Genomic DNA, 11,715 nt, shown 5'->3' on the forward strand with positions numbered 1-11,715 from the left:
TGCGCGTCGGAGGCTATGCCTTGGCGGGCTTCGAGGACTTGGCCTGGCCAGACTTGGCGGGGGCCGCCGTGCGGGGCGCGGGCGCAGCCTTGGCGGTGGCGGCCTTCGGCTTGGCCTTGGGCGCCGGCGCGACGGGCGCCTCCACAGCCAGGGGCGCGGCGATCGGCTGGACGACCGGCGTCACTTCGGCAACGGCGGCCACCTCGGTTGCGGGCTCGGGCTGGGCTTCGGGCGCCGCGTCCACGACCGCCTCGGTCACGGTCTCGACGACCGGCTCCGCTGCGGCCTCGACGACGGGCTCCACCGCCTTCTCCACGACAGGTTCTGGGGCCGCCAGGGCCGCGGGCTCGGGCGCGGAGGGCGCCTCCAGGACGGCCTCCAGATTGGTGGCGGTCCGCCAGCGGCTGAACCACCAATAGGCGACGCCGGCCGAGGCCGCGCCGGCGAACATCAGCCACAGGGGGGACGCTGCGCCGATCGGCACCCGCAGGGCCTTGGCGGCGTCGGCGGGTTCGAGGGACTTGGCAAACGGACTGGTCATCTCAGACGCCTCCGGTCAGGGGAATTTGTGCGATGCAACATAGCACAAGCCAGACCTTCGCAACTGCAAAAAGACGTTACCCCGCCGTCCAGACCCTCGCCTGACCGTTTTCACCCAAGGTGGCGGTCGTCCAGTCGCAGATCGCCGCCAGGGCCTCGGCGGCGCCGATGGGCGCCCGGGCCAGGACAAGGGCGCAACCGTTCATCTTCAGCGGGTCGGTCAGGGGGCGCATCCGCGTCTCGGCCACCACCAGGAGACCGGCTCCGGCGTCCTCGGCCTCCAACAGGAAGCGATCGAAGGTCTCCAGATCCTTGAGCGGCAGCCAGACCAGCACCACGGCGTCGCGATTGCGCCGGGCGACCGCCGCGAGGGTCTCAACGATACGGTCATAGTCGTCCGCCCGCTCGAAGGGCGGATCGATCAGGACCAGGGTTTGCCCGCGGGCTGGAACCTGTTCGGCGGCCGTCGCGTAGCCGTCGGCGCAGAGGGCGCGCACGCCCGCCCTGCCCTTGAGCGCGGCCTGGAGGGCGCGATGCTCCTCGTCGCGCAGTTCACAGGCGAGGTAACTGTCGCCCGGACGCAGAGCCTCGGCGATCAGCCAGGGCGAACCCGGATAGCGCCTGGCGGCCTTTCCACCGTTCAGCCGCTCGACCGCCGCGCGCAGGGGGGCGAATTCGGTCGGAAGGTCCTTGGCCTGCACCAGCCGCCCGATCCCGGCCGCCGCCTCGCCCGAGCGCTGAGCCTCTTCGCCGCCCAGGTCATAGAGCCCGCGGCCTGCATGGGTGTCGATGACGGTCAGCGGCCCGCCCAGGGCGCTCATCCGCGCCAGCAGGTCGAGAAGCGCCGCATGCTTGACGAGGTCGGCGAAATTCCCGGCGTGAAAGGCGTGTCGGTAGTTCAAGGGCGGGTCTTCCTGCTGCCGGTCGGGCTCGGCGCGAGGGCGGCCCGCGCCCCGAGGAACTTCGCGCAGGAGCCGTCCGTTCAGCGTCGGGCGAAGCATGTTCCTGGCATGGAACGTCCGATTTCCAAAGGCTGACGCATATGGCTTGGGACGCTGGGGACGATGAGCTGCGGGCCGCCGGCCTCATCTATGTCAATGACGACGACCCAGGCCTGACCCGGCTGAAGCAGGGCGAGGGCTTCGCCTATGCCGATGCCCAGGGCGCGCCGGTCGTCGCCCCGGCGATGCTGGAGCGCATCCGGGCCCTGGCCATTCCCCCCGCCTGGACCGAGGTCTGGATCAGCCCCTCACCGCGCGGCCATATCCAGGCGATCGGCCGAGATCGCCGCGGTCGCAAGCAGTACCGCTACCACGAAGGATTTCGGCGCAGCCGCGACGCCGCCAAGTTCGAGCGCATGCTCGCCTTTGGTCGCGCCCTGCCCCGCTTGAGGCGTGCGGTGGAGGCCGACCTTGCGCGCCGCGGCCTGCCCCGCGACAAGGTGCTCGCCGCCGTCGTGCGGGTGATGGAGCTGACCATGATCCGGGTCGGCAATGAGGAATACGCCCGGCTGAACCGCACCTTCGGCCTGACCACCCTGCGCAACCGTCACGCGCGGATCGGTGGGGCGGAGGCGGTCTTCGAATTCCGCGGCAAGAGCGGCAAGACCCACAGGACCGGCTTTCGCGACCGCCGCCTCGCCCGGATCATCAAGGCGTGCCAGGACCTGCCCGGCCAGAGGCTGTTCCAGTACCTGGACGCCGACGGCGAGCGGCGTCAGGTCGAGTCCTCGGACGTGAACCGCTATATCCGCGACCGGACGGGCGGCGAGTTCTCCGCCAAGGACTTCCGGACCTGGGCCGCCACCCTGGCCGCCGCCGAGGGGCTGGTCCGCCAGACCTCGCCCCGCGACCCGGCCGATGCGCGGCGGCAGGTCAACGCCTGCGTCAAGGCCGTCGCCGCCCTGCTCGGCAATACGGCCGCCGTCTGCCGCGGATCCTATATCCACCCCCTGGTGCTCGAGGCCTATGTGCGGGGCGACCTTCCGTTGCGTCCCAAAGGGACTGCGCGCGCATTCGAGCTCTCAGTGCTCAGATTCCTTGAACGGGCAAGGGTTTCCGCCCCGTCAGTTTTAGAATAATGGGTACGCAGGGCTAGCCAATCTGGGGTGATCAGCGCTAAGTTGAGCGCAACAAGATCAGGGGAGGCCAGCGTGCCCGGAACGAAATTGCGGTTTGGCGCCTTCATCGCGCCCTTCCATCCCATCGACGAAAACCCGACCCTCGCGCTCCATCGCGACATGGAGCTGGTCGAGTGGATGGACAAGCTCGGCTATGAAGAGGCCTGGATCGGCGAGCACCATTCCGGCGCCTATGAGCTGATCGCCAGCCCAGAGCTGTTCATCGCCGCGGCGGCCGAGCGCACCAAGCACATCCGCCTGGGCACCGGGGTCTCCTCCCTGCCTTATCACCACCCGCTGATGCTGGCCGACCGTATCAACCAGCTGGATCACATGACCCGCGGCCGGGTGATGTTCGGGGTGGGCCCCGGCGCGCTGGTCTCCGACGCCTTCATGATGGGCATTCCTGCCGCCAAGCAGCGCGACCGCATGGACGAGGCGCTCGACGCCCTGGTCAAGCTGCTGAATGGCGAGGTCGTGACCGAGAAGACCGAGTGGTACGAGCTCTCCAACGCCCGCCTGCAGATGACGCCCTTCTCGCGGCCGAGCGTCGAGATCGCGGTGGCCAGCCAGGTCTCGCCGACCGGCGCGCGGGCGGCGGGCAAGCACGGGGCGAGCCTGCTCTCGCTGGGCGCCACCTCGACCGCCGGCTTCAATGCTCTGGCCTCCAACTGGGCGATCGCCGAGGAACAGGCCGCGCAGTACGGCAAGACCATGGACCGCAGCGGCTGGCGCCTTGTCGGCCCCATGCACATCGCCGAGACCCGCGAACAGGCCCGCGCCGACGTGCGCTTCGGTCTTGAGAAGTGGGCCTATTATTTCAGCGAAATCGCCAACCTGCCGGTGATCCCGGTGGGCGACGGCGATCCCATCGACCGGATGATCGATTCCGGCATGGCCGTCATCGGCACGCCCGACGACGCCGCGGCCCGGATCCAGCAGCTGCTCGACGAGAGCGGCGGCTTCGGCGCCTTCCTGTTCATGGCCCATAACTGGGCGGACTTCGCGACCACCAAGAAGTCCTACGAGCTGTTCGCCCGCTATGTGGCGCCCCGCTTCCAGGGCCTGAACGAGAACCGGGTCGCGTCCATGGATTGGGTGCGCACCAACAAGGCCGAGTTCACCGGCCAGATGCAGGCCGCCGTCGGCGCCCGCATCGTCCAGCACATGGTCGAGAAGGGCTCGGAGAACATCCGCCCCGAACTCGTCCAGATGATCACCGGCCAGGCCCCGCCGGCCAAGGACTAAGGATCAGGCGCCGCCGCCCATCTCCCAACGGGATGGGCGGCCGCCCCCTAGCGCCGCAGGGAGAAGCCCAGCCGGAAGGTCTGGGGCGCGGCAAGGCTGTCGACGCCGTCTCCCGTCTGGCCCGTGACGATCCTGGCGTTGGTCAGGTTCTCGGCGGCCAGATAGATCTCCGCCCCCTCGCCCACCCGCCAGGCCGCCCGCGCATCGAGGCTCGCCCCCGGCTTCAGCCTGCGGCTGTTCAGGTCGTCCTCGAACCGGGCGCTCTCATATCGGGCCTCGGCCGACAGAGTCAGCCGCTCGCCAACCCGCCAGTCCCCGCCCGCAGTCACCGCCAGCTCAGGAGTCTGGGCTGGGCGCTTGCCCGTCAGCTGGGCCGCCGCCGTTCCGCCGTCCACACGCGCATGGGTGGCCGAGCGGCCGCATGGAGGGAGACCTGGTCGAAGTCACGGGAGACATCGGCCTCCAGCCCCCAGGCGTCGATCTGGCCGGCGTTGCGCCGTTGGCGAAGCGTGCCGCCCGCCGGGACGAAGCCGGCCACCGGGAAGGTTCCCGGTCCGACCCCCACGGTGACATTGGTGATCGGATCGACCAACCGGTTGAAGAACAGGGTCGCGGTCCAGCGCACGCCGGCCTCGCCGCCGACCCCGGTCTCGACGCCATAGAGGGTCTCGGGCTTGAGGCCGGGATTGGCCTCGGTCACGTCATTGCCCACCCGGAACGGCCGGTGAAGTTCATTGAGGGTCGGCGCCCGGAACCCGGCATAGGCCGCGCCCCGCAGCCAAACCGCGTCGCTGAACCGCCAGCGGGCGCCGAAGCGGGCGGTGGGCAGCACGCCGGATCGGTCCGGGGCGGCTGAGTTCAAGGTGCGGGCCCCGGTCGCAAGATCCCGCTCCCGCCGGATGGCGTCGGTCTGCCCCCAGGAATCGACGCGCGCGCCGCCGGTGAGCAACAGGTCGCCGCTGTCGCGCACCACCTCGGCATAGAGCCCGGCCACCGAGGTTCGGCCGCCGGACTCCCGGCCGCGGGTGAAGACGCCCCCCTGGTAGCGGAAGCGTTCCTGCGCCTTGCCCTGCGCGAACCGGGCGTCGGCGCCCAGCTCCCAGGACCACAGGTCGCCCCGGCCCTGCCAGGCGGCGTTGAGCCCCCAGCCGACGGCGGGCGTCGCATATTGCTGGCTGGCCGGTGTGGTGGCCGCACGCCCCGCCGCCACCGCCACGGAGGAATTGGCCAGGTCGCTGGAGCGCAGCCAAGCCTGGGCCCGCCAGCCGCCGCCGTCGAGGATCTTGGCGAGCGACAGGGTGGCCGAGCCGCCGCTGGCGGTCGATCGCGCGCCGGCCAGGCCCGCGCCGCGTCGTTCCTGGAACCCGCCAAGCCGCAGGGCCGCCTCGGCGCCGGCGAAGGTCCCCTGCAGCCGCGCCGCGGCCGATACGCTCTCCAGATCCGCCGGCTGATCGGCCGCGCCGCGGGCGGCGCCGCGCACCGGGGTGAAGCCGTCGCTCGTCTCTGCGGCCGCGGTGATCAGCAGACCTTCGGTCCCGAACGCTGCGGCGGCCCGGCCTTCCCCCCTTTGTCCCAGGGCGACATCGAGCGCCTGCAGGCCCTCGCGGGTCGGGCGCTCCTCAAGCGCAACGACGCCCGTCAGGGCGCCTGCGCCATAGGGACCGGCCCCGGCGCCGCGGACGATGGTGGCGCTCGCCAGGCCTTCCGGCGGCAGGGCCGACCAGATCACCCAGCCCCCGAAGGGATCATTGACTGGCGCGCCGTCGAGGGTCACCAGGGCGCGGCCGGCGCCGGAGGGCGCGATCCCACGCAGCGACAGGCCCTGGATGGTCGGATTGGCGGCGTCGCTGCCGGTGCGCCGGAACAGGGACACCCCGGGCGCCCGCTTCAGGGCGGCGTCCAGGCGCGGCGCTGTCTTCAGGGTCTCGGCGTCCAGTTGCTGGACGGCGAAGACCGCCTCCCCGCCCAGCGGCGGCAGCCGCGGCGGGTGAACGATGACGGCTTCGATTTCTGGCGGCGGCGGAGCTTGGATCGGCATGACCGCAGATTTGCCGCGAAACGGGCCGCGAGGCGACCCTATTCGCCGCCAGCTTCGGCGATCGTCACGTCGAAGGGGGTTCCCGCCCAGCCCGTCATAAAACCGTGGCTGGACGCGGCGCGACCCCGGACGCACATCGGCCCAGGGGGAACGGCCTAAGAGAGGACACCATGCAGGATCTTTCGCTCCCGCCATCGGTCACCGTCGGCCCGACCAGCCTGGCGGTCTCCGTCCTGACCGATCACGGCGTCACGGTGCAGGTCAGCCTGCCCCGGCCCCGCGGCCTGCACGAGCTGCCGGCCAGCGAAGTGGCGGCGCGCGCCCTCAGGCTGGCGCACGCGGCCCTGGTCGACGCCGCCCGGAACCTTCCGGGCGAGCCTCAGAGCTTCAAGGATTGACGTTCAGCTTGATCTTGATGCGCCCGGGATTGGACGCGGCCAGGGCCTGAGGCACCTGAATATCGGCGGCCAGGCGCAGGGCCTTGGCGGCGCGGGCGTCGGTGCCCGGATCGGCGTCCATCACCCGGCAATCGGTCAGGTTCTGGCCGGAGATCTGGCAATCGAGGACGAAGGCGCTGGCCGGAACCACCTCCGCCGGAGCCGTCTGCGCGGGCGCGCTCGGGGCGGAAAAGGCGGTGGTGAGTGCAAGAACCAGAAGCGACATGAGCCCTCGGAGCGTTTACGAAGGTTAATCAAAGGTAAAGATCGGCCGAAGGCAAGTGTTTCATTTCGGCCGTCCTCACAGAGGGCTCCGCAATCGCCATGCCGCCTGCGACCGCCTGCCGCGGCGCTAACTTAACGCTGATCACTTGATGGGCGCCGCAGCGCCTCGACGCCCGCGAATGTTGCATTGCGGCGCATTCCTCCCGCACCGCAACATCAGCCTTGAGCCCGTCGGGTTCATGCCCCAGAACGAGGACAGGCGAAGCGGACGCACGGCGATGCGCACCGCCGCCGGAGGAACGCCGGGAGGTGGTTGAACCCCAACCCCTTTCCGGGAGTAGAAGTTATGATGCGTACTGTGACCTTCGCGGCCCTCGCCGCCCTCGCCCTGGCCTCGAGCGCCAACGCGCAAGAAGTCCGGGTCTCCCTGGCCGGCAAGTCGCCCGCCCAGATCCATTCCGACATCGTGTCGGCGGCCCGCAATGTCTGCCACAAGGCGACCGCGACCGAGAGCCTGATGCTCGACGCCTATTCGCGCTGCATGGCCGGCACCGTGAAGGCCGCCGTCGCCCAGCTGGCGATCCGCAGGTGGCCGAGCTGGAGACGATGCGCCTGGCGCAACGCTAAGAGTCCATCGCCCTACCGGCGACGAACAGCGCTTCCCGGCCCACCGGCCGGGAAGCGTTTTCGTATCAGAACTTCGCCGAGATGCTGGCGGAGAACACACTGTTGTCGTAGCCGGCCGACTGCAGCGCGCCGGACGAATCCTCGCGAGAGAAGTCGTAGGCCAGCGACAGCGAGACATGCTTCGCCACCGCCACGGAGGTGGCCAGACCCAAGCCGGTCACGGTGTCGGAACGATCGACGCCCTGATGGTCGTCCCACTCATAATTGACATAGGCCGTGACCCCGACCTTTTCCGTGACCTGGCGCGACAGGTTCGCCCCGACGGTCGACGAGATGTAGACGGGAGAATTGGGAACAACGGTTTCCTGCAGAGAGCGCGAGGCGCTCAGGGCGACCTGGGTCGAGCTGTCCGGCGTCCAGTTCAGATTGGCCGACAGCGCCACGTCGCTGACGTCCGAGAACTTGACGTCTTTGAAGCTGCGGGTCGTGTAGCCGATATTGGCCGAGCCGGTCACCGTCTTGGAGAAGGTCTGCGAAACGCCAGCGCTCAGGGTGTAGCCCTTGGAATCGCGGTTATTCTTCGCGACCGGCGCGGTCAGGTCATAGTTCACCTGGGTGAAATCGGCGCTCAACGAATAGCTCGTCCCCGAACCCCAGCTATAGGCCAGGCGCTCGCCGGTGACGTTGTGATCGCGATCGTCCTGCAGGATCACGGCCCCGGTCTTCGCGGAGCGGACGTTCTGATAGTCGAGCTTGGTGTAGCTCACCCCGCCCGACAGCGTGCCGCCGGCGACATCCGCGCCCAGCCCGGCCGAATAGTTGTCGACATTGTCGTGGGTGCGTTCGGTCGAGTCCCGGCGGGCGTTCTTGTCGCGACGGCTCTCGGTGTTGAGCGCATGGCTGGCGGCCAGGTCGAAGGACATGCCATTGGCCTTGCCGCGATAGGAGGCGCCGAGGCCGTAGTCGTCTGAGTCCTCGCCGGAATTGGAGGAGTAGCGCGTCAGATTGCCATCGACGAAGGCGGCGAACTTGCCTGCGCCCGCCTCGTGGGTGAGATCGATCCGCGGCGCGAAGCCCAGCACGGTGTCGCTCGTCTGCTTGGTGTGGACGGCGAAGATGTTGTCATTGGTCTGGGCGGAGGCCGTGGCCGAGATGCCGACGGTCCAGTCCTGGCCGGCCGCGTGGGCCGCCAGCGGAAGCGTAGCCGCGACGCTGATGGCGGCGGCGAACAGATGGGCGCGCATTGTGGGATCCCCCCTAGGTGTCAGGGCGCGCTTCGGCGCCTCGTGGGGCGCAGCAGTGAGCTAAGCTTCACCATTGATAAAGCATGGGACTCCCCGGTCCGGGGTGCGGAGCCCAGGATGGGGCAAGGCCCTGTCGCTCCGAGGGAAGAGTTGAACCAGGGCGATGGGACCGGCGGGACGCTGCGAGGCTTGGCGCGAACGGCCATAAGCCCCTTGCGGCTTTTGGCCGAGGGCTTGGTGGCCTCCAACGCCAGCCGGCTCCCGAGGGTATTACTCACCATTGTCCCCAGCTGGGTCACCGCCGGCGCGGCGTCAGAGCGCTGGAGCCAGAACGCTGAGCGACTGGATCAACCGGTTGAGACTTGCGCCTCCATGCTTCCCTAAGGCAGCCGTTCTCAACGCTGGCGAGGCGCGTCGGCGGCCTCAGTGCTGTGCGGGCGCGCACCAGCGTTGTTCCTTGGCGCACCCTAAGTAAGACCGGCGCTATTGGAGCTCGAGGAATTCATTCGCCGCCGATGCGTTCTACGCATCATTTCGTCGACTTGGCGCAGGTTCGGTTTGGCGGGGTGGAAGGGAACGACGGGTTTGAGCTCATAAGGGCTCATAAGGGCTCAGGGAGGTGCCAGGTTGGGCACGGCGCTACCGGGCGGGTGATCCACCCCTCATATACCAGCCATATTTGGCCAATTATCTTGAATTCACTCGACCAATTGGCCATATATGGACAATGTTACAAACTCCGTCCGAGATTCTGCAGGAGCTCGCCGGCCGCATCAAGGCGCGCCGCGTCGCCTTAGGCTGGCCTCAGCTCGAAGCCGCCAAACGCGCCGGCGTCGCCTACCGGACCTGGCGGCGGCTGGAGACCGAGGGACAGGCTTCGCTGGAGGACATGGTGAAGGCCGCTGTCGCCCTGCGCTGCGAGGCGGCGCTGGGCGCTCTATTTCCCCTGCCCGCGGCCAGCAGCCTCGACGCCCTCCTGGCGCAGCAGGTCGCGCGCGTCCCGACGCCGCGGGTGCGGGCGCCCCGCTCACGCTCGGCCAGGCCGCCGAGCCCATGAGACTTGCGCCGGGAACTCCGCTAGCCGCCAGTCTGGTCTTGGACGACGACCAGCCCCCCCTGCCCGTCGGCCGCCTGGCCATGGCCGGCGGCTTGGCGCAACTGGAATGGTCCCCGGAACTCATAGCCTCGCCTGTGCCGGTATCGCCGCTGCTCTACCCGCCAGAACCCGGCCTGCACCCTGCACGCGGACGCGACTTCGAGGGCTTGCACGGCTTTCTCGCCGACAGCTTGCCGGAAGGCTGGGGCTTCCTCGTCATGCGGCGACGCCTGAGCAAGCTCGGCGTCAGCATCGAGACCTTGAGCCCGCTCGACCGCCTCGCGCTGGTCGGCGACCAGGGTCGCGGCGCCCTGACCTATCGGCCGGCGACCGCGCCGCCGCCCGAGGTGGCCAGCCTCGACCTCGACGCCCTGGCTGCAGCCTCCACCGCGATCCTGACCGGTCACGACGGCGAGCTTTCCGACACCTTGGCGGCGCTGGCCGGCGGCTCGGGCGGCGCGCGGCCCAAGGTCCACGTCGGCTTCGACGCCGAGGGTCGGATTTCGATCTCGGAAGGCGAGATCGCCGCGGGCCACGAGGCCTGGATCGTCAAGTTCGCCGCCCCCGGCGATCCGCCCGACATCGGGCCGATCGAGGCCGCCTATGCCGCCATGGCCCTGACCGCCGGCCTCGACATGGCGCCCTACCGGCTGCTCCCGTCCAAAACCGGCCCCGGCTATTTCGCGACCCGCCGGTTCGACCGGCCGTGTCCCGGCCAGCGACTGCACATGGTCTCGCTGAGCGGCGCCGTCGAAGCGCCCTGGCGAACACCCGCAAGCTATGACCTCTTCCTACGCGCCACCGTCGCCATCACCCGGCATGCCGAGGATCTGCAGGCCGCGTTCCGGCGCATGGTCTTCAACGTGCTGGCCAGCAACCGGGACGACCATACCCGGCAGCACAGCTACCTGATGGATGCGCAAGGCCAATGGCGGCTCGCACCCGCCTATGACCTCACCTATTCGGCAGGCCCCGGCGGCGAGCACTATCTCGACGTCGAGGGCGAAGGCCGAAATCCCACCCGCGAACAAGTTCATGCCCTGGGTCGTCGCCACAGCCTGTCCCCCCGCTTGATCGCCATCATCATCGACGAGGTTCGCGCCGCCGTGGCGGATTGGCCGCGGTTCGCCGATGACGCGGGCGTGACGCAGGCCTCGCGCGCCGAGATCAAGAGCGCCCATCTAGCCGTCGCCGTCCACTTCGCGACCTGAGCCCCCTGCCTCACAGACGTGCGCGATCATCTGCTTTGCGCCCGGCTGAGGGCCGCGTGGAGGCGCTCTTATGTCCGCTTCATGAAAACGCTCCTAGTTAATCGCCAATCCGTTCGGAGCGTCTCTGCCGCATAAAAGCGCCGTTCGAATTCGCATAGGTCGCAGCTGAAAAACCTCGGAAAAAACTGACCTCATTGATTTAACGGCTGTCGGAACTCAGGTTTCAAAAATCGGCCATGCCGACCCTTACGGAAACAACACCTGCCGAAGGCGTGTGTTTTGCTCATCAAGGTTCAGCGTTTTGGCGAGGTTCATCTGACGCCACAGGACAGCCGGGAGTTCGGAGACACCAGGAAGAGGGAGCCTCTCCCATTGAGGCTCGCCCTGCTGGAACGACAGCAGGAATTCCCGATGGCGCTCAGGCATGGCGCCCGTAGATTGAGTTGATGCTGCTGCCCCGATCGCGCTCAAGATCCCAGGCCAGCCTGGCAAGCCCTTGCCCCGCCGCCGCCTCTGAGAAGAGGGCTGCAACATTGCGATGTTTGAATGCGACCTGTAGCGGCAGGTCAGGAAGCCAAGTCGGGAGGCTGACGGGGCCGTGGAGGTGGACGATACGGATATTGGCGCTGAGATAGGGGGGCAGTCCCTGGACTTGTAACGCGGTCATGCCCCCAACCCTCAGGGGAAGACCCAGTAGGTTCTGCAGCGAGACGACCACACCTTGCCAGGTCAGTGCGCCTTTTGGGCGGCGGTAGACCCGTCGCGCTGGCTGTTCCAGCCATCCTGCGGCGACGTATTGTTTGCGCAGAGCGCCAGAGTAGCCATTGCGCTCAAGCCAAGCCGCGTCGACCGCTAGTCCCACAGAGAGTTCGCGAAATGGTCGGTTTAATTTACTGTCAGAACGTATAGCCACACTAAATAAAATCGCAG

The 11,715-nt window shown here is 68.5% G+C and carries 12 protein-coding genes; 5 read left to right on the forward strand and 7 right to left on the reverse strand.

Annotated features, from left to right (window positions below):
• Window positions 1–13: 13 nt before the first annotated feature.
• Together MQH10_RS20385 and rlmJ are read right to left on the reverse strand one after the other, a co-directional pair.
• Window positions 14–541 (reverse strand): hypothetical protein, encoded by a 528-nt coding sequence (locus tag MQH10_RS20385; protein WP_242565818.1) that lies wholly within the window; start codon window positions 539–541, stop codon window positions 14–16.
• Between the two features lie 76 nt (window positions 542–617).
• A complete protein-coding gene (rlmJ, locus tag MQH10_RS20390) occupies window positions 618–1,442 on the reverse strand; it encodes a 23S rRNA (adenine(2030)-N(6))-methyltransferase RlmJ (protein ID WP_242565819.1) in 825 nt (274 codons plus the stop codon).
• 140 nt (window positions 1,443–1,582) lie between these two features.
• On the opposite strand from rlmJ, the gene MQH10_RS20395 reads away from it, so the two are divergent.
• Together MQH10_RS20395 and MQH10_RS20400 are read left to right on the forward strand one after the other, a co-directional pair.
• On the forward strand, window positions 1,583–2,620 hold the full coding sequence (locus MQH10_RS20395; RefSeq protein ID WP_242565820.1) for a DNA topoisomerase IB: 1,038 nt from the start codon (window positions 1,583–1,585) through the stop codon (window positions 2,618–2,620).
• 72 nt (window positions 2,621–2,692) lie between these two features.
• Window positions 2,693–3,907, forward strand: a complete 1,215-nt coding sequence (locus tag MQH10_RS20400; RefSeq protein WP_242565821.1) for an LLM class flavin-dependent oxidoreductase — start codon at window positions 2,693–2,695, stop codon at window positions 3,905–3,907.
• A 47-nt stretch (window positions 3,908–3,954) separates the two neighbouring features.
• Here the strand turns inward: MQH10_RS20400 and MQH10_RS26935 are convergent, their stop codons facing one another.
• Together MQH10_RS26935 and MQH10_RS20405 are read right to left on the reverse strand one after the other, a co-directional pair.
• Complete coding sequence (locus MQH10_RS26935) at window positions 3,955–4,302, reverse strand: hypothetical protein (protein ID WP_336605138.1); 348 nt, start codon at window positions 4,300–4,302, stop codon at window positions 3,955–3,957.
• On the reverse strand, window positions 4,272–5,945 hold the full coding sequence (locus tag MQH10_RS20405; RefSeq protein ID WP_336605139.1) for a TonB-dependent receptor: 1,674 nt from the start codon (window positions 5,943–5,945) through the stop codon (window positions 4,272–4,274). The genes MQH10_RS26935 and MQH10_RS20405 overlap by 31 nt, the downstream gene beginning before the upstream one ends.
• 170 nt (window positions 5,946–6,115) lie before the next feature.
• Here MQH10_RS20405 and MQH10_RS20410 point away from each other — a divergent pair, with 170 nt between their 5' ends.
• Window positions 6,116–6,343, forward strand: a complete 228-nt coding sequence (locus MQH10_RS20410; protein WP_242565822.1) for a hypothetical protein — start codon at window positions 6,116–6,118, stop codon at window positions 6,341–6,343.
• On the opposite strand, the gene MQH10_RS20415 is transcribed toward MQH10_RS20410, so the two are convergent.
• Window positions 6,333–6,608, reverse strand: coding sequence for a hypothetical protein (locus MQH10_RS20415; RefSeq protein ID WP_242565823.1), 276 nt, complete (start codon window positions 6,606–6,608; stop codon window positions 6,333–6,335). The two genes, MQH10_RS20410 and MQH10_RS20415, sit on opposite strands and share 11 nt — an antisense overlap.
• A gap of 691 nt (window positions 6,609–7,299) precedes the next feature.
• The gene (locus MQH10_RS20420) at window positions 7,300–8,478 is read right to left on the reverse strand and encodes an outer membrane beta-barrel protein (protein ID WP_242565824.1); all 1,179 of its coding nucleotides are present in this window, start codon (window positions 8,476–8,478) and stop codon (window positions 7,300–7,302) included.
• A gap of 727 nt (window positions 8,479–9,205) precedes the next feature.
• On the opposite strand from MQH10_RS20420, the gene MQH10_RS20425 reads away from it, so the two are divergent.
• Entirely contained in the window at window positions 9,206–9,535 is a 330-nt protein-coding gene (locus MQH10_RS20425) for a helix-turn-helix domain-containing protein (protein ID WP_242565825.1), read from the forward strand.
• A 38-nt stretch (window positions 9,536–9,573) separates the two neighbouring features.
• The gene (locus MQH10_RS20430) at window positions 9,574–10,785 is read left to right on the forward strand and encodes a type II toxin-antitoxin system HipA family toxin (protein ID WP_242565826.1); all 1,212 of its coding nucleotides are present in this window, start codon (window positions 9,574–9,576) and stop codon (window positions 10,783–10,785) included.
• A 418-nt stretch (window positions 10,786–11,203) separates the two neighbouring features.
• Here the strand turns inward: MQH10_RS20430 and MQH10_RS26555 are convergent, their stop codons facing one another.
• On the reverse strand, window positions 11,204–11,698 hold the full coding sequence (locus tag MQH10_RS26555; protein WP_336605140.1) for an AbiEi antitoxin N-terminal domain-containing protein: 495 nt from the start codon (window positions 11,696–11,698) through the stop codon (window positions 11,204–11,206).
• Window positions 11,699–11,715 lie beyond the last annotated feature (17 nt).

The organism is Phenylobacterium aquaticum (genome assembly GCF_022695515.1).
Taxonomy (GTDB): Bacteria; Pseudomonadota; Alphaproteobacteria; order Caulobacterales; family Caulobacteraceae; genus Phenylobacterium; species Phenylobacterium aquaticum.

Bases quoted from the DNA above. Each gene is read 5' to 3' on its own strand.
- MQH10_RS20385 (WP_242565818.1), bottom strand. From the start codon at position 541: ATGACCAGTCCGTTTGCCAAGTCCCTCGAACCCGCCGACGCCGCCAAG.
- MQH10_RS20395 (WP_242565820.1), top strand. From the start codon at position 1,583: ATGGCTTGGGACGCTGGGGACGATGAGCTGCGGGCCGCCGGCCTCATC.
- MQH10_RS20405 (WP_336605139.1), bottom strand. From the start codon at position 5,945: ATGCCGATCCAAGCTCCGCCGCCGCCAGAAATCGAAGCCGTCATCGTT.
- MQH10_RS20410 (WP_242565822.1), top strand. From the start codon at position 6,116: ATGCAGGATCTTTCGCTCCCGCCATCGGTCACCGTCGGCCCGACCAGC.
- MQH10_RS20415 (WP_242565823.1), bottom strand. From the start codon at position 6,608: ATGTCGCTTCTGGTTCTTGCACTCACCACCGCCTTTTCCGCCCCGAGC.
- MQH10_RS20420 (WP_242565824.1), bottom strand. From the start codon at position 8,478: ATGCGCGCCCATCTGTTCGCCGCCGCCATCAGCGTCGCGGCTACGCTT.
- MQH10_RS20425 (WP_242565825.1), top strand. From the start codon at position 9,206: ATGTTACAAACTCCGTCCGAGATTCTGCAGGAGCTCGCCGGCCGCATC.